The 17,484-nt window shown below is 38.1% G+C and carries 18 protein-coding genes and 1 tRNA gene; 11 read left to right on the top strand and 8 right to left on the bottom strand.

Features of this window, described 5'->3' with window-relative positions; all coding sequences use genetic code 11:
- Positions 1 to 619 precede the first annotated feature (619 nt).
- The gene (locus tag DRW42_RS21765; protein WP_113950952.1) at positions 620 to 1,873 is read right to left on the bottom strand and encodes a DUF2130 domain-containing protein; all 1,254 of its coding nucleotides are present in this window, start codon (positions 1,871 to 1,873) and stop codon (positions 620 to 622) included.
- A gap of 89 nt (positions 1,874 to 1,962) precedes the next feature.
- A complete protein-coding gene (locus tag DRW42_RS21760) occupies positions 1,963 to 2,343 on the bottom strand; it encodes an OsmC family protein (RefSeq protein WP_113950950.1) in 381 nt (126 codons plus the stop codon).
- A 102-nt stretch (positions 2,344 to 2,445) separates the two neighbouring features.
- Here DRW42_RS21760 and DRW42_RS21755 point away from each other — a divergent pair, with 102 nt between their 5' ends.
- Positions 2,446 to 2,811, top strand: a complete 366-nt coding sequence (locus DRW42_RS21755) for a YtxH domain-containing protein (protein ID WP_113950948.1) — start codon at positions 2,446 to 2,448, stop codon at positions 2,809 to 2,811.
- Between the two features lie 409 nt (positions 2,812 to 3,220).
- Positions 3,221 to 3,967, top strand: coding sequence for a YdcF family protein (locus DRW42_RS21750; RefSeq protein WP_113950947.1), 747 nt, complete (start codon positions 3,221 to 3,223; stop codon positions 3,965 to 3,967).
- Between the two features lie 154 nt (positions 3,968 to 4,121).
- Here the strand turns inward: DRW42_RS21750 and obgE are convergent, their stop codons facing one another.
- Both obgE and DRW42_RS21740 read right to left on the bottom strand, forming a co-directional pair.
- A complete protein-coding gene (obgE, locus tag DRW42_RS21745) occupies positions 4,122 to 5,117 on the bottom strand; it encodes a GTPase ObgE (protein ID WP_113950946.1) in 996 nt (331 codons plus the stop codon).
- 226 nt (positions 5,118 to 5,343) lie between these two features.
- Entirely contained in the window at positions 5,344 to 5,919 is a 576-nt protein-coding gene (locus tag DRW42_RS21740) for an adenylate kinase (protein ID WP_113950945.1), read from the bottom strand.
- Positions 5,920 to 6,541: 622 nt separating this feature from the next.
- On the opposite strand from DRW42_RS21740, the gene DRW42_RS21730 reads away from it, so the two are divergent.
- The 3 genes from DRW42_RS21730 (at position 6,542) to DRW42_RS21720 (ending at position 7,849) form a co-directional block, all read left to right on the top strand.
- Complete coding sequence (locus DRW42_RS21730; RefSeq protein WP_341866238.1) at positions 6,542 to 6,799, top strand: Lrp/AsnC ligand binding domain-containing protein; 258 nt, start codon at positions 6,542 to 6,544, stop codon at positions 6,797 to 6,799.
- Between the two features lie 177 nt (positions 6,800 to 6,976).
- Entirely contained in the window at positions 6,977 to 7,246 is a 270-nt protein-coding gene (locus DRW42_RS21725) for a hypothetical protein (RefSeq protein ID WP_113950943.1), read from the top strand.
- 42 nt (positions 7,247 to 7,288) lie between these two features.
- Positions 7,289 to 7,849 carry a GNAT family N-acetyltransferase gene (locus DRW42_RS21720; RefSeq protein WP_113950942.1) on the top strand — a complete coding sequence of 187 codons (561 nt, stop codon included), beginning with the start codon at positions 7,289 to 7,291 and terminating at the stop codon, positions 7,847 to 7,849.
- A gap of 138 nt (positions 7,850 to 7,987) precedes the next feature.
- Here DRW42_RS21720 and DRW42_RS21715 read toward each other — a convergent pair.
- The 3 genes from DRW42_RS21715 to DRW42_RS21705 all read right to left on the bottom strand — a co-directional run bounded on the left by DRW42_RS21715 (position 7,988) and on the right by DRW42_RS21705 (position 9,620).
- Positions 7,988 to 8,061: transfer RNA gene (locus DRW42_RS21715), tRNA-Arg, on the bottom strand.
- 99 nt (positions 8,062 to 8,160) lie between these two features.
- Positions 8,161 to 8,625, bottom strand: a complete 465-nt coding sequence (locus DRW42_RS21710) for a redoxin domain-containing protein (RefSeq protein ID WP_113950941.1) — start codon at positions 8,623 to 8,625, stop codon at positions 8,161 to 8,163.
- Between the two features lie 92 nt (positions 8,626 to 8,717).
- Complete coding sequence (locus DRW42_RS21705; protein ID WP_113950940.1) at positions 8,718 to 9,620, bottom strand: SDR family oxidoreductase; 903 nt, start codon at positions 9,618 to 9,620, stop codon at positions 8,718 to 8,720.
- 95 nt (positions 9,621 to 9,715) lie between these two features.
- Between DRW42_RS21705 and DRW42_RS21700 the strand changes: the two genes are divergently transcribed.
- The 3 genes from DRW42_RS21700 (at position 9,716) to atpC (ending at position 12,261) form a co-directional block, all read left to right on the top strand.
- The gene (locus tag DRW42_RS21700) at positions 9,716 to 10,234 is read left to right on the top strand and encodes a hypothetical protein (RefSeq protein ID WP_113950939.1); all 519 of its coding nucleotides are present in this window, start codon (positions 9,716 to 9,718) and stop codon (positions 10,232 to 10,234) included.
- 203 nt (positions 10,235 to 10,437) lie between these two features.
- On the top strand, positions 10,438 to 11,940 hold the full coding sequence (gene atpD, locus DRW42_RS21695) for a F0F1 ATP synthase subunit beta (protein WP_113950938.1): 1,503 nt from the start codon (positions 10,438 to 10,440) through the stop codon (positions 11,938 to 11,940).
- Between the two features lie 75 nt (positions 11,941 to 12,015).
- Positions 12,016 to 12,261: an ATP synthase F1 subunit epsilon gene (gene atpC, locus DRW42_RS21690; protein WP_113950937.1), complete on the top strand. Its 246-nt coding sequence runs from the start codon at positions 12,016 to 12,018 to the stop codon at positions 12,259 to 12,261.
- Between the two features lie 166 nt (positions 12,262 to 12,427).
- On the opposite strand, the gene DRW42_RS21685 is transcribed toward atpC, so the two are convergent.
- Entirely contained in the window at positions 12,428 to 13,378 is a 951-nt protein-coding gene (locus tag DRW42_RS21685; protein ID WP_113950936.1) for an alpha/beta hydrolase, read from the bottom strand.
- Positions 13,379 to 13,972: 594 nt separating this feature from the next.
- On the opposite strand from DRW42_RS21685, the gene ilvE reads away from it, so the two are divergent.
- The 3 genes from ilvE to ilvD all read left to right on the top strand — a co-directional run bounded on the left by ilvE (position 13,973) and on the right by ilvD (position 17,439).
- Positions 13,973 to 14,863: a branched-chain-amino-acid transaminase gene (gene ilvE, locus DRW42_RS21680; protein WP_113950935.1), complete on the top strand. Its 891-nt coding sequence runs from the start codon at positions 13,973 to 13,975 to the stop codon at positions 14,861 to 14,863.
- A 70-nt stretch (positions 14,864 to 14,933) separates the two neighbouring features.
- Positions 14,934 to 15,512: an O-methyltransferase gene (locus tag DRW42_RS21675; RefSeq protein WP_113950934.1), complete on the top strand. Its 579-nt coding sequence runs from the start codon at positions 14,934 to 14,936 to the stop codon at positions 15,510 to 15,512.
- Positions 15,513 to 15,756: 244 nt separating this feature from the next.
- Positions 15,757 to 17,439, top strand: a complete 1,683-nt coding sequence (ilvD, locus tag DRW42_RS21670; RefSeq protein ID WP_113950933.1) for a dihydroxy-acid dehydratase — start codon at positions 15,757 to 15,759, stop codon at positions 17,437 to 17,439.
- Positions 17,440 to 17,484 lie beyond the last annotated feature (45 nt).

Below are 17,484 nucleotides of genomic sequence, written 5' to 3'. Positions count from 1 at the left end.
TTGCATTCTAATATTAAAAAAGGCATTTAATTAATTACAAATCAAAGAAGATTGAATTTATATCAAGCAACACTCAAAACGTATCTAATTACATACAAATCATATCAATGAAGACTTTAAACGTATCTAATTACATACAAATCATATCAAAAAAGACTGAATTTATATCAAACAACATCCAAAATATGCCTCAACACATCATTTTCCAGACTTCGAAGTTTCAAAAAACCTGCGAGGTCTACCTTATATCATTGTCCTCGTTTGTAACGAAGATAGATGAGATAAGCGATTGTATCGCTTAATGCATTTCTATTTTCTATATGCATTCAAATGCAACGTTCGGTAATCATCGTTACAAACGAGGACTATAGAAGGCAAAAATTATTGTCCAAACCTCGCAGGTTTTAAAAACCTGCGAAGTCTACCTTATATCATTGTCCTCGTTTGTAACGAGGATATATGAGATAAGCGATTGTATCGCTTAATGCATTTCTATTTTCTATATGCATTCAAATGCAACGTTCGGTAATCCTCGTTACAAACGAGGACTATAGAAGGCAAAAATTATTGTCCAGACCTCGCAGGTTTTCGAAAACCTGCGAGATCTAAATCGACGATACTACTCCAAAAGCAACGCTTCGTCATCTTCATCCGTTAAACTCAGCTGAATACTGTCGCTACCGGCAATACCCTCTATCGAACCGCGGATGTGCGTAGCATTTAACAGTACTTTTTCCAACTGCTTTTCGCGGGCTTTCCATAAACGCTCCATGGCATCACGCTCGCGCTGGATGGATAATTTCATGCTCATAAAACCTTCCCTGATGGCTTTCCATTGTTCCGAAAATTCTGCTCCGGTTAAATAATCGTAGAGCATGTGCATTTTATCGCCCCGGTTCTCCTGCGATTTCATTGCACTCGATAAACGCAAAATCCCATCACGAAGCACATAAGCCACCGCATTTACCTCTTCGAAAGAACAGATCCAAACACCATCGCGCTGACCGAAACAATCCATACCTTTAGGGTAACACTGACTCACAATTACGGCTACATCAACACCCATGCTCCGCATATCTTTTTTCAGTTTCTCGATCCAGTCGCCACCAAAATCTTTGGTACGTTTACTTTCATATATAATTTTGCCACATTCCTGCCCAAACTGGTTACGCACCACCTGCACACAATCGGCCCCCCGTACGCCTTTGCCCACCTCTTCAATTAAATCGAAAGGAAAATTACTACGGAGCAGTTCCTCCAGGATCAGTTCCTGCACCTCGCCCTGTAACTGCATACTGCCCTGCTCGGCTTTACGTTTCATTTCTTCGGCAAGTTTTTTCTGGTCATCAAGCTGTTTTTCCAGTTCCTTTAAACGCAACTGATGTTCGGTATCCCTGATGCTGTTTTTTTCGGCTTCCTGCTTACGGATCTGCTCTACCAGTTCGTTGCGCTGCTCCTGCATTTTACGCTGAAAAGCAAGCTCCATCTCTTCCTCTTTAACTTTCAGGCTTTCTTCACGACGTAAAAACTCGAGTTCTTTCTCGCGGGCCAACCTCAGTTTTTCGGCATTATCTTTTGCATTGCCTTCCAGCATCTGCAGCTTGGTTTCAAAATCTGCCGCAATGCTTTTGCGCAGGTTTTCTTCCAGGTTATCTTTAAGTTTGGTTTTCTCTTCCGCCAGCTGAACCTCAAAAGCTTTTTGTTGCTGCACTTTTTCAGCATCTAAAGCCGCAACTTTATCCTGGTATTCTTTATCGCGCTGCTTTGTAAAAGACAACATCTTCTCACGCAGTTCCTTTTTATAATCTTCGGCCATGGCTTCTTCCATCGGAAAAACATGGGCACAGTTGGGGCATTTTATTTCGGTAGGCATAAATTATTATTTTCTACAGTAAATACTGCAGTTTACAAAGATATTAAAGCTTTTTCAGGATTGGATAGGTGAGTTTTACACCATTCACCTTAAAGTACTTTCGATCTCACTTCGTGACCAACCGTCAGGATTTTACTTACCGGACATTTACCTGCGATATCTTCCAGTCTGCTTTTTTGTTCTTCAGTTAGTTGCCCGGTACAGGTAATCTCTTCAAAAAACACCATTTCGCCATTTTCGATATCGGTATTGACCACTACTTCTATTTTATCAACCGGCCATTCCTTTCTATCAACATACATCCTTAAAGTAATGGCTACACATGATGCCAACGAGGCCATTAATAATCCCTTAGGGGCAAAACCTTTATGTGTTCCACCTAACTCTATCGGTTCATCTGCAATGATATCGTGAGAACCATTGCTTACCGCACATGCGTAGTGCTCTTTATTTATTGTTGCTTTTACCATTTATTGGATATTTAAAATATTAAACTTACCAAATTTTATGCTTTGTTGAGATTTTACGAAACATTATATGATAGCATTTGTTCCTTTTAAAAATGCTACGTTATGAAATACAGAAAGTTAATCGAAAAATATTTAAAGCACGAAACAGATAACAGTGCAAAAATAGCGCTTGCCCTAGTGGCAGGTTTAGCTGCAGGTGCAATAATCAGTATTTTATTTGCACCCGATAGTGGTGCAGGTACCCGCGGAAAAATTGCAGGGGGCGCCAGAAATTTACGTTATGGTTTTCAGGATAAATACAATATTTTAAAAGAGAAAGTTTTTGGTGTAGAAGCCATTGAAGAAGATATTGTGGAACATGAAATACCTCATTTTAAGCATACCGTTAACAAAAAACGTAAATCGGATGTGAAAGACATTTTAGAACATGCACATGAAAACGGCCAGGTGCAGGAAGGACAGGGATAATGCCCTCCGAAACAGAAAGGATATCTTTAGATTTACTTTATCATCAATACTATTTTTTCACCATATGAGACATTTAAGGGCCATATAAGATTATGTGTTCTTATATTTCTTATATGGTGAAAGCCTTGTACTTAGCACATTTACCATTTAGCTTAAATGTTCTCAAGGGGCTTAGGTGGTAAATTAAAACAGCATATTCTTTTTTTATGAGCACCTCAGCCATACGATGTCACCTTAGTTTATTATATAGCCTAATAAGTTGACCATCAAACACAAAACGGCCGTCATCTCGACTTAAAGCATTGCGGAGTGGAGAGATTATCTAAATAGATTCTCCACTTCGTTACAGTCCACCCGAATGACGGGTTTGCCTGGGTAATTTCTTAGCTTTACAGGATAATAATTTTACATGTTTTTTATCCTCTCCAAAATTTTATTGTTCCTGATCAAGCCCATTGTATGGATTGGTGTGCTTTTAATTTTAGCCCTGGCAGCCAAACGCCCAAAAAGGAAGAAACAATATTTACTATTAAGTCTAATTGTTTTTTTCTTCTTTTCGAATGATTTTATTGCCGGTAAAATATTAAACACTTATGAAGCAGGCTATCCTAAAACACAGCAATACGATGTTGGCATTGTACTTGGCGGTTTTTCGGGTTTAAATAAACGCAATAATGAAATTGCTTTTACCGGGGCAAGCGATCGTTTATTTCAAACCATTTCACTTTATAGAAAAGGACAGATTAAACAGATCCTGCTGAGCAGCGGAAGTGCCAACCTCATCAACAAAGAAATTAAAGAAGCCGATTTAGCTGTAAAATATTTAAAGTTAACAGGCATTCCGGATTCGGCAATACTGATTGAAAACCAAAGCAGAAACACCATCGAAAATGCCAGATATAGTTTGGCACTGATTGATCAAAAGAATCCAAAGGCTAAAGTTCTGGTGATTACCAGTGCCTGGCATATCCCGAGGGCGAAACTGGTTTTTGATAAACAGGCCACACGCAAAATCGAATATTATCCCACTGATTTCCGCGGCAGTACTGAATTTGACCTAAATGACTTCATAATCCCCAGCGCTTCTGCATTGGGTGTATGGGAACTATTATTTAAAGAATGGATCGGTTTAATTGTTGACCGTTACAGAGGTTAACTGTTTTTAGGTTGATCGGTTAACTGTTTGAATCGGTTAATTGTATAGTAAACGGATTTATACAATTAAACATTAATAACAGTTTTCAATAGGCAGTTTACAGCTAACAATTTAACAATCAAGCAATTGAGCATTTCACCGTAACCCAAAAAAATTATCCTTCAATTGCTTTCCAAAGCATATCTTTCAGTTCCAGAATATTCTTTTCTGCTACTGATGAGATAAATATCGATGGGATTTTTGGAAGATCCTGTTTCATTTCCTCCATCAGTTCATCATCGAGCATATCCGATTTGGTAATGGCTAAAACATGTGGTTTCTGCATCAACTCGGGATTATACGATTCGAGTTCGCTTTTAAGGATTTCGTATTCTTCCTTAATACTTCTGCTGGTATCGGCCGGAACCATTAATAACAGTACCGAATTACGTTCGATGTGGCGAAGGAAACGGTAACCTAAACCTTTACCTTTCGATGCCCCTTCGATAATCCCCGGAATATCTGCCATTACAAAGGATTTGCCTCCGCGGTAGCTTACAATGCCCAGGTTGGGAACGATAGTGGTAAACGGATAATCAGCAATTTCTGGTTTAGCTGCAGATACGACCGACAGCAAAGTAGATTTACCCGCATTTGGGAAACCAACCAAACCAACATCGGCCAGCACTTTTAATTCTAAAATATTCCAAACTTCCTGTCCCTGTTCGCCAGGCTGTGCATAACGTGGCGTTTGCTGTACCGCGTTTTTAAAGTGTGCGTTACCTAAACCACCACGGCCACCGGCTGTTAAAATTTTGGTTTCGCCATCTTTGGTAATTTCGAAAAGAACTTCTCCTGTTTCGGCATCTTTGGCAATGGTGCCCAGAGGAACTTCCAGAATTTCATCCTTACCCTGTTTACCAAATTTATGCGAACTGCCACCTGCGCCACCATCCTCTGCAATAATGTGCTTGCGGTATTTAAGGTGTAATAATGTCCAGATATGGATACTTCCTTTAACGATAATGTGGCCACCGCGACCGCCGTCACCACCATCAGGTCCACCCATTGATGTTAAAATATCACGATGCAAATGTGCCGAACCTGCTCCACCCTTACCAGAACGGCAACAGATTTTTACATAATCTACGAAATTTGAACCCTGCGACATATTATTATTATTGAAATGTTTAATGCTTTAACGTTGAAATGTTGCGGTAACACTTTCGTTAAAATTAAAGAGTTATAACGTTTTAACATTATAACTCTTTGTATGTTTTTTTGAAATATCAGGCCATAAATTAATACAACCTTCTTTATTTTTCTAAATGCTTTCTAGCTGACTTTTTCTACTTGATACTTTCTACTTGATACCAAGATACTAGTCCGGCTCGATACTAATAGTGATACTGATCGATTACCGCACAAAGATCGTTATATACGGTTTCAATTTCACCAATTCCGTTTACCTTGTTTAATTTACCCTGCTCCTCATAATAAGGCAATACATGGATGGTTTTGTCAAAGTATTCCGAAATACGTTTTTTCAATTTTTCAGCGTCGTCATCCGGACGGCCACTAATTTTATGGCGCTCAGCAATACGTTTGGTTAATTCATCCTGATCTACATCTAAAGCAATTACACCAGCAATTTTACTGCCTTTACGCTCTAGAAACAAATCAAGCTCAATTGCTTGCGGAACGGTACGCGGAAATCCATCAAACACAAATCCTTTTGCATCAGGATTTTTATCCACCTCTTCTTCAAGCATTGCAATTGTAATCGCATCAGGTACCAATTCTCCATCAGCTAACAATTGACTAACTTTTTTTCCTAATTCGGTTTCTCCTTTAACGTGTGCTCTAAAAAGATCGCCTGTTGAAACGTGTACCAACTGATATTTTGAAATCAGTTTTTCAGATTGGGTGCCTTTACCCGCCCCTGGAGGGCCAAAGAGAACTAAATTAAGCATTCAAGTCGTTTAGGTTGTCTTCAAAATTAAAAAAGCCTTATTCCTATGGCTCTGTTAAAAGTAATATTCAAATCACTGATTAATAGGATTAGACATTGTTTACTTTCAAGGCTGCAAATATATAATTATTAATTTAGAAGCCATTTATAATTGAGAATTTATTTAAAAAAGCGGTATTTTGATGACATTTATCTTATTCTGCAAAGAATCTTGTGCAATATTTATATTTTTCAGAATATTCGTAAAATAAAAGATTACTGCGCCAAACAAGTTGCCATGTTTTGAGTCGCCAGCCCGCTGAAAATTCATCGATATTAAAGGCTAATGAATCATGTTTATGCAATTAGTTTGTGATGATCCAGTAAATTTTAATCAGCGAGGTAAACAACAAGGGCAACAGAAGCCCGATTCATCATCATCATCATCATTTGAAAGAGAAAAATTTCCTCTAAAGTCTCCACTATCTAAAGATTTACCTGAAGACCGCAATGTTATATTCTGTGGCTGATTATTATTCTTGTCTGAAACTTCAAAAGTTGTAGCAGATTTTAAAAGGTTCAAAGCGTTTATCATTTAATACGGTTTGAAGAAAAAAATCGGAAGAGGGATTGGCAATTTTTAACTGGAGAACAGTTTTTTTTGCAACATTAAACTCAAACAGCACGACAAAAAAATTGGTCACCGCTTTGTAGAAGATATCCTTAATATTGATGAAGTTGTTGAATGTTATCATATTTCGGGAGATTACGACTTCATCCTGAAAGTATATGCAAAAGACATGAAACATTACCAGGATTTTGTTTTTAATAAACTGGGTTCGGTAGAAAGTATAGGAAGTACACAGTACTTTTGTAATGGCAGAAATAAAAAATACGCATAACATTAGCTTTTAAAGCAGAGCATCCTGCTGGTTTCATCTGCTTCGTTACATTGACCAGCTTTTCCTTAACAAACAGACAATAAACCATTAACTTTAAAGAAACATAAAGCTGTTAATTTAGGAATACGTTTGTTTGCCAGGTTTGGCAGACCAGTTATTTTATCAAAATAATAGCTTATGAAACAGCAGGTAAGAACAATTCCGGGCAGACTGGTGGATTTTGATTATGACCGGTACAGGTTGCCAACATTTGTAATGCAGTTTAAGCCCGCAATTTACCAAGACGGTGATTGTTATTACGCTGTACTCTCTTTTGAGGAGGAGCATGACATTTCAGGGCTAGGAACTTCTCCGGAGGATGCGCTGATCGACTGGAGCGAAAAGGTTTGCAACATGTTATCCCTGTCGGCAACGCTTAGCAATACATTAAGGGGGAAAAAGAAATAAAACCTCGCTCTTAGTTACTAAGTAAATCAATCCCTGAATCCTATGAACCAGCACACATCAACTGGCCTGGCAACTTACCAGGAGTGCTTTTTTGGCTCCAATTTTTTAGATAACTGTTATTTTGAAATCAAAAGGCCTGCAGATTGCTCTATAACCGAATTGCATTATTTTTATCTGCTGCTCCGTAAGGGAAATAAGGTATCTCCGGTTGATCTGCCATTAAAAATCCTCAGCGCCGAACTACTTGGCTTCTGTTATCAGAACAAAAAGCTGGTGGGCATTTCAGCGATAAAAAAGCCTGGCATTTCTTATTTGAAAGATGTACGTAAAAAAGCAGGTGTTAGAATCGGAATTAATAAACCTTTCCTCGAAATTGGTTATTCGTATACACTTGCCTCTTTCCGTCAAAAGGGAATTAGTAGTACCTTAAAAACGATGTTGCTTCAAAAAATTACCCATCACGGAGGTATCCTGTTTTCCACTACCGCTACCCCCAGCAGTCAGCGTTTTCTTTTGAACAACGGCTTCCGTCCATGCGGAAATCCTTATCAGGGCATTTACGATAATAACATTGTATATTTTGAGCGAAATATTCAGCTTTAGTCTTACTAAATATCTTTAAAGATAATATCCAGCTAACAAAAACTATTGAGGAGAAGAACTATCAAACGACTGATAGTAAGACACTTAAACAACATACTTAAACAAAAAAAGGGAGAATTTTACAATTCTCCCTTTAAGTGCACTTGTAGGGATTCGAACCCCAAACCTTCTCATCCGTAGTGAGATGCTCTATCCAATTGAGCTACAAATGCGTTTCCGTATCGTTAACGGACTGCAAAGGTATAACTTGATATTTTAATTTCCAATTAAATTTTAAAAAAATCTTAAAATAATTCTTTGCAGATAATGCTTTATTTGCTTAATGCATCATTAATTGCTTTGAAATCAGGCAAATCCTTTGCGTTTTCCAAAACTTCGGCATAAGCAATTTTTCCTTCTTCATCGACTACAAAAGCTGCCCGTTTAGAAACGCCTCTCAATCCGAAAGCAAATTCGTCGTAAAATGCGCCATAAGCTGTAGATACCTCTTTGTTAAAATCAGATAATAACGGGAACTGATAACTTTGTACTTCTTTAAATTTGCCTAATGAGAACGGAGAATCTACAGAGATGCCGATAACCTGTGCATTTATGCCTTCGTAATAACTAAAATTATCACGCATGTTACATAACTGCTCCGTACATGTTCCGGTAAAAGCCATCGGGAAAAAGTGGATGATTACTTTTTTGCCTTTGAAACCGGAAAGGGAAACTTCTGTTAATTCAGAACTGTATAATTTAAAATCAGGGGCGGTATCGCCTGTTTGTAATGCCATTGTGTATGTTTTAGTAAATAATAAATATATTGTTAAATGTTTTTATTGCTTAATTGTTTTGAGACTACAGACTTAAGACTGTCGACTCAGGACTAACGTTTCATCTGTTGTTCCAAAATTACCAATCCTTCTCCAAAAGAATGCGGATTGTAACCTAAATCTTTAATTGCCTTATCCAGCACAAATCCCGTTTTTACAGGTCGCTTGGCTGTCTGGTTTAAACTTGCCGAACTGACCTCGTTTATAAATGAATGATCGAGTTTCCAATAATCGGCAACTTTCCGTACTAAATCTGCAATGCTCATGTAATCTTTGCCTGATATGTGATAAATTCCATTAGCATTTTTTTCAACAGCTAACAAACATGCTTCAGCAAGGTCTTCGGCCAGGGTAGGCATACGCCACTGATCGTTAACTACATTTATGGGCGAAGCTTTCTCCAATGCGCCTTTAGCCCACAGTACAATATTGCTACGGCTCATGTCATTGCTAATTCCATAAACCAGTATCGTTCTTAAAATGGTCCAGTTTGCTTTTGAGTTTTTGATCAGCTCTTCTGCCAGCACCTTCGATTCGCCATAATAACTTACCGGATTAACAGCATCTTCTTCTTTATAAGGCCCATCTGCCCCATCAAAAACAAAATCGGTGCTCAAATGGATCAACTGTATGTTTTTTTCTTCGCATACCGATAACAGGGTGTTAACAGCATTTACATTTAATTGATGGCAAAGTTCTTTATTTGCTTCGCAGGTATCTACGTTGGTCATTGCCGCCGTATGGATAATTGCATCAGGACGATATTTTTCGATAACTTCGCTTACCTGACTGGGATCGAGTATGTCCATTTCGGCATACACATATCCTTCTTTAACAGGATAACGGTTTCCCCCTTTTGATGTGGCCACCAAGTTTACCCGCCCTTCGGCCAGTACTTTTTCTGTTATTTTCTGTCCTAAAAGGCCATTACTGCCCGTAACAAGTATTTTTTTCATCCCTTATATTAAAATGTTATTTGCCACTTACGATTAATTGTAATAGGTTTGTGACGAAGTTTTCAGACTGATCAATTCAAGAACCAAATATAACGATGAAACCTATTTTAACTGCTCTATTATTTCTATTTAGCTTTAAAGCCATTGCCCAGGATTCAACCTTAAACAAACCGCCCATTAAAAAAAACAGCATTTACGCAGAGCTGCTTGGAAATGGCGGGGTATATTCGATCAATTACGACAGGATATTCCAATTAAGTAACCAAGTAAAAATTGTACCAAGAGCGGGTTTTTCAACCATCGAAAATGTTTTGATTTTTCCACTGGAAATAAATCTACTTTTAAGCAAAAGCAGAACATCACAGAATTTCTTTGAAGCCGGTATTGGTTTAACCATATTAAAACCATTGAATGGCTTTTCGGGACAATTGCTTACCATTAATGGATATCAATATAATTTCGATAACAAAGCAGTTAACACCCCGGTAATTTTAAGGGCTGGTTTCAGGCATCAAAAACCTACAGGCGGTTTTATGTACAGAACAGGCGCCCTCCTTTTAACGGGAGACGAAACCCAGTTGACTATCGGAATTGGATTGGGATATACTTTTTAAGGTTTTTATAACGATTGAATTGCTATAAAAACAATAGTTTTTCGAGCAGTTTTTTCCTTAAAAGTTAACAACATTTAGGATGTTAAAAAATTTTCTAATATATATTTAAAATTCAGTAAGAATAACTTAACTTTGCCAACCGAATTGGAGCCCCTATAAACAGCTTTAATTCATTGACTGTAATAAATTTACTCACAACAGATATGCCTAACTTAGGAAAAATAGCACAAATTATCGGCCCAGTGGTTGACGTTAGCTTTGCTGATGATGCCCATCTACCTAAAATTTTTGATGCGTTAGAGATAACGAAAGAAAATGGACAGAAAATTGTTTTAGAAGTTCAACAGCACTTAGGTGAAGACCGTGTACGTGCAATTTCGATGGACTCTACAGATGGTTTGGTTCGTGGTATGAAAGTAGTTGATACTGGCGCTGCGATTAAAATGCCAGTTGGCGACCAGATTAAAGGTCGTTTATTTAATGTAGTTGGAGAAGCGATTGATGGTATCAACACAGTTGATAAAACAGATGGTCGTCCTATCCACGCAACTCCTCCTAAGTTTGAAGATTTATCTACCGAAACTGAGGTGCTATTTACAGGTATCAAAGTAATCGATTTATTAGAGCCTTATGCTAAAGGTGGTAAAATCGGTTTGTTCGGTGGTGCTGGTGTAGGTAAAACGGTATTAATTATGGAGTTGGTAAACAACATCGCTAAAGCTTATGCTGGTTTATCAGTATTCGCAGGTGTTGGTGAGCGTACCCGTGAAGGTAACGATTTACTTCGTGAGTTTATCGAGTCAGGTGTAATCAACTATGGCGACGAATTCTTACACTCAATGGAAAAAGGTGGATGGGATCTGAATGCTGTTGATACCGAAAAATTAAAAGAATCAAAAGCAACATTAGTTTTCGGTCAGATGAACGAGCCTCCTGGTGCACGTGCACGTGTAGCATTATCAGGATTAACCGTTGCCGAATATTTCCGTGATGGTGATGGCGAAGGCGCTGGAAAAGATATCCTTTTCTTCGTTGATAACATTTTCCGTTTTACTCAGGCAGGTTCTGAGGTATCGGCCCTATTAGGTCGTATGCCATCTGCAGTAGGTTACCAGCCAACATTGGCAACTGAGATGGGTTTAATGCAGGAGCGTATTACTTCAACAAAACGTGGTTCAATTACATCAGTACAAGCGGTATATGTACCTGCGGATGATTTAACTGACCCGGCTCCGGCAACAACTTTTGCCCACTTAGATGCTACTACAGTACTTTCGCGTAAAATTGCCGAGTTAGGTATTTACCCTGCGGTAGATCCATTGGATTCTACTTCACGTATCCTTTCTCCTGCCGTTTTAGGTGATGAGCACTACAACACTGCACAACGCGTTAAAGAAACTTTACAACGTTATAAAGAATTACAGGATATCATCGCGATCTTAGGTATGGACGAATTATCTGAAGAAGATAAATTAGTAGTATCAAGAGCACGTCGTGTTCAACGTTTCTTATCTCAACCTTTCCACGTAGCTGAGCAATTTACAGGCTTAAAAGGCGTATTGGTTGATATTAAAGACACCATCAAAGGATTTAACATGATCATGGATGGTGAAGTTGATGAGTATCCTGAAGCTGCATTTAACTTAGTTGGTAGCATTGAAGATGCGATCGAAAAAGGTAAAAAATTATTAGCAGAAGCGAACTAAGAAACGCGCTAAGCGTTAGGTGCTAAGCGTTTAAAACGCTCCACGCTCTACGCTCTACGCCAAACTAAAAAAAGAATGAATTTAGAAATATTAACTCCAGATAAAAAAGTTTTCGAAGGTGAAGTAACTGCGGTTACGGTTCCTGGTACTTTAGGTTCTTTTCAGATTTTAAAAGACCACGCCGCTATCATCTCTACTTTAGAAGATGGAGAAGTTATTATAAAAGCAAACAAAGCCGATGAGCAACGCTTTTTTATTAAAGGCGGTGTAGTTGAAGCTATCCATAATAAAGTTGTAGTTTTAGCAGAAGGTATCGCTTAAAAAAAAGATTAACTCATTTACAAAGCCTCCCGATTTAAAAATCAGGAGGCTTTTTTGTTTAACTTAGAGTTTCAAAAAATTAAAATCAGCATCGTCACCCTGAATTTATTTCAGGGTCTATTGTGCACTAAACGCACATTACACAAAAAAGCTATAATTATAGTTGTTACTTAACAAACCCGCAAACTGCAGCAATAAATGCTTTATTGTTTTCATAATAGAGCATGTGCGAGCCTGCTAACTGCACCACTTTCTGGTTGATAAACTTATAATTTTTATAATAATCCGGTCCAACAGCATGATCATCCTTCCCTGTTATAATTAAAGCCGGAGTTGTAATTTGATCAGTTAACAAAGCATAATCTTTAAAATATTCAGGGTATTGCTGAACCTTTGTACTATCTACTAATGGCATAAAAAGCGTCATTCCGAAATCTGATGTACGCTTATAAGAATCTTCGATACTATCCATTTTAATAATCGTATTTACATCATTGGCAATATATTTATATCCAAGATGCGCTGCACTTAACTTTTTTCTAACCAGTGCCGCCCCATTCATTAATGTTTTAGAATCTGTTTCGTTTATAATAGTGTCCTTTTTCAGCAACCGGTATCCATATTCAATTTGTTCCTGCAACTGGTTTGCATTCATGAAATGGGCTATGGTATTGGCCATGATCATACCAGATAAATGTTCGGGGTATTTAAGTGCGTAATTAATGGCCAATACCCCTCCGAATGAATGGCTGAGTAAATATATTTTCTTCACGCCCAATTTTAAGCGCAACTCTTCTACATCCTGCACAACACGATTTAAACTATAATCTTTTGCATTTTGAGAATGCCCCGATCCCCTTTGATCGAGGTATACCATTGTCAGACATTTCTCCAGACCTGCACCTCCCATTTTCTCAAAGGAAAGAAAATCCTGGCCAGGGCCACCATGCAAATAAATACAAACCGGACCATTGCCGGCAACTTTAACTGCTAACTTTATGCTATCGGAAGTTACAAAAATTTGGTCGCCCGCTTTCATATGACCATTTTGATCCGACGAGGAACAGGCGGTAAATAGCGTAGCTAAAACAATTAAAATGATATAAGTTATTTTCATAGAACTATTTCTGATATCAAATTACATAACTCTTTTCAATTAACAGCGAAAAAGGTTAATTATTCGCACGCCATAGCTTCCATATTACTTCTCATTTTAATATCAAAACATCTCCCGAATTTTCAAATTCCTGAGCACTTTTGTCCATTTTAGGCAGAATATTTAAAAATTTATAATGCAAGCATAACAAACATACCGTATACCGTTTTGATATTTGGTCTACAGCTGTCGGCATTAAATAACTATTCCAACTTTCGTTAAGAATATTATACCGACAAACAAACAAAAACAAGAATTATATTCCGTTTCAACTTTTTTCTGATTTCTCTTGCATATTAATGAACCAAAAACTAAATTGGTTTTTATAAACAATGATATAATCATGACGATTCAGAACAACGTATTTCCAACAGCTTTAACTACAAATGTGGTGGGCAATGTTGTGTTGTTACCAGTCATTTTAATCAACCTTCTACTCCTAAGCATTTTGCTAGGGAAGAAAATGGGCAGCTTTTAAATAGATTTTAAAAAACTAATATTTAAAGCGTCCCGGTACAAACGGGACGCTTTTTTTAAATAACAAAACACAGTATTATGAAGTACTATAATTCTAATACGATTATTTATCTTGACGGAAAGTTTGAAAAGGCCGTAAATAGCAGCACTGATCTTTATGGTCAGTCGTTACACTATGGCTATGCTGCGTTCGAGGGTATTAGAGCCTATAAAACGCATAATGGCAACCGTATTTTCAAAGCTGCCGCCCATTTCGACCGTTTAGAGCGCTCTTGCCAGTTGGCAAACATTCCTTTTCCATGGGATAAGCAGGAACTGATTGCGGCAACCTATAAACTGTTGCAGTTAAACAAACTGAAAGATGCTTATATCCGTCCTTTGGTATTTTGCCACCCGAACATGAAACTGAATGAACCCAGTGGCGTTTCAATTCTAATCTGCGCCTGGGAATGGGATGCCTATTCGGGCAACAAATTATTAAAATTAACGGTTTCGGATTACGAAAGACCAAACCCAAAATCAACTCCGATGGAGGCCAAATTGAGTGGAAATTATGTAAACTCAATTTTAGCTACAACGGCTGCAAATATTAAAGGTTACGACGAGGCTTTGCTTTTGGATATGCATGGTTTTGTGGCAGAGGCATCAGGAGCAAATATCTTTCTCGAAAAAGATGGTAAGTTATATACGCCTTCACTAGGAAACATTTTGCCGGGCATTACGCGTGCAACCGTTAAAGAACTTTGTAATGTATTGGATATTGAGTGCATTGAGAAAAAATTAACCATAGAAGATTTAAGAAAGGCTGATAGTGCATTCTTATGTGGAACGGCAACTGAAATTGCAGGAATCGCTTCGATTGATGATATCGTTTTCCGCTCTTTATGGAGAGAATCTATCGGTTATACTATACAACGGGCTTACAAAAACCTGGTGCTCGAAAAAGTGAATTACGAGGTGATTATTTAGTCCGAAGTCGGTAAGTCAGGAGTCCGAAGTAGAGAAGCGATTAAAAGAGTCAACAATTAAAACCAAACCAATGACTGAAGAAATCAATCAAAATTACCCTAAAGCCTACCAGCAAATTAATGCTGCCACTAAGGCTTCGGGATTTGATATGGCATCGGATGTACTAACCTGCTCTTTGCTTAAAACCCTTGCTGCATCTAAACCTTCGGGTAGATTTTTGGAGTTTGGCACCGGAACAGGTTTATCTACTTCGTGGATATTGGATGGTTTGGATGAGGATAGTACCTTGACATCGATAGATAACGATCCTAAATTTTTAGGGATTGCGAAAGATTTTCTCGGTAACGACAATCGTTTAACCCTGGTTGATACCGATGGAGCCGAGTGGATTGAAAAGAATAAAGACAAAAAATTCAATTACATATTTGCAGATACCTGGCATGGAAAATATTTGCTTTTAGACGAAGCCATTGCCATGCTCAACAATGGTGGCTTTTATATAATTGATGATATGTTACCCCAACAAAATTGGCCTGACGGACATCAGGAAAAAGCAATTAAGTTGATCAAAGATCTAGAATCCCGTGATGATTTACACCTTACCAAACAGGTCTGGGCAACAGGGATTGTAATCGGCGTAAAAAAATAGAGAAATACTTAAAATAGTTCTTTGCATTTTTCAGGAAGTTAGTATGTTTGTGTTTCATTGAACAACATGAATATCAACACAAACATTATTAGCAACTTAATTATTGTCATTTCTCAAAAGAGAGGTGGAAATCGTTGCGTATAATATAAAAATATACAATATCGAAACCGCCTCCGAAACGAGGCGGTTTTTTTTTGCCTCAAAATATTTACAACTAACAGAACCAGAATATACATTTTAAACAATGAGCGAATTAAACAAGTACAGTAAAACATTTACACAAGATCCAACGCAACCGGCTGCACAGGCTATGCTTTACGGAATCGGTTTAACCGATGCTGATATGGCTAAAGCACAGGTGGGCATTGCAAGTATGGGCTACGATGGTAACACCTGCAACATGCACTTAAACGACCTTGCAAAAGACGTCAAAGTTGGGGTCTGGAAAAATGATTTAGTCGGCTTGATTTTTAATACCATTGGTGTAAGCGATGGAATGAGTAACGGTACAGATGGCATGCGTTATTCGCTTGTAAGCCGTGATGTAATTGCCGATAGTATCGAAACCATTTGTGGCGGTCAATATTATGATGGGATCATCTCTATCCCTGGTTGCGATAAAAATATGCCAGGCGCCATTATGGCCATGGCTCGTTTAGATCGCCCTTCTATTATGGTTTATGGTGGTACAATTGCCCCAGGCCATTACAAAGGTGAAGAATTGAACATTGTTTCGGCTTTTGAAGCATTAGGACAAAAAATCTGTGGTAACCTTTCAGAAGAAGATTATCAGGGTATTATCAAACATACCTGTCCTGGTGCAGGTGCATGCGGTGGTATGTATACAGCAAACACTATGGCCTCGGCTATTGAGGCTTTAGGAATGAGTTTACCTTATTCTTCTTCAAATCCAGCCATAAGCCCGGAGAAAAAACAGGAATGTTTAGATGCAGGTAAATACATTAAGGTTTTACTGGAGAAAGATATTAAACCGTCCGACATCATGACGAGAAAAGCATTTGAAAATGCAATCCGTTCGATTATCGTATTGGGTGGCAGTACAAATGCTGTTTTGCACTTTATTGCTATGGGTAAAGCCATCGGTGTAGAAATTACGCAGGATGATTTCCAGAAAATGAGCGATGTAACACCGGTACTTGCCGATTTTAAACCTAGCGGAAAATATTTAATGCAGGATTTACACCAATATGGTGGTATACCGGCAGTATTAAAATATTTATTGAATGAAGGTTTGTTACATGGTGATTGTTTAACCGTAACCGGAAAAACAATGGCCGAGAACTTAGCTGATGTGAAATCGATTATGGATTACGATCAGAAAATTGTTCAAAAATTAAGCGAACCCATCAAAGCAACCGGACACTTGCAGATTCTTTACGGAAACCTTGCCGAAAAAGGTTCTGTAGCAAAAATAAGCGGTAAAGAAGGCGAGAAATTTGAAGGTCCTGCACGTGTATTCGATGGCGAGCATGATTTAATCGCCGGCATTTCAAGCGGTCGTGTTCAACCCGGTGATGTTATCGTAATTAAAAATTCAGGTCCGGTGGGCGCTCCGGGTATGCCGGAAATGCTGAAACCAACTTCAGCCATTATTGGTGCAGGTTTGGGTAAGTCGGTGGCTTTAATTACAGATGGCCGTTTCTCTGGTGGTACACATGGTTTCGTAGTTGGACATATTACACCTGAATCATACAAAGGTGGCTTAATCGGCTTGGTAGAAGATGACGATAAGATTTTGATCGATGCTGTAAACAACATCATCAGTTTACAGGTAAGCGACGAAGTGATTGCTGAGCGTAGAAAAAACTATGTTCAGCCAGCATTAAAAGTAACAAAAGGTGTTTTATATAAATATGCTAAAACAGTTTCAGACGCGGCAAGTGGTTGCGTAACTGACGAATACTAAAATCAAAAAATCATCCCCGGATTAATTGATTACTAAAAAAACAGA

This window comes from Pedobacter miscanthi (genome assembly GCF_003315595.1).
Lineage (GTDB): Bacteria > Bacteroidota > Bacteroidia > Sphingobacteriales > Sphingobacteriaceae > Pedobacter > Pedobacter miscanthi.
This window is presented reverse-complemented; position numbering and strand designations above follow the sequence as displayed.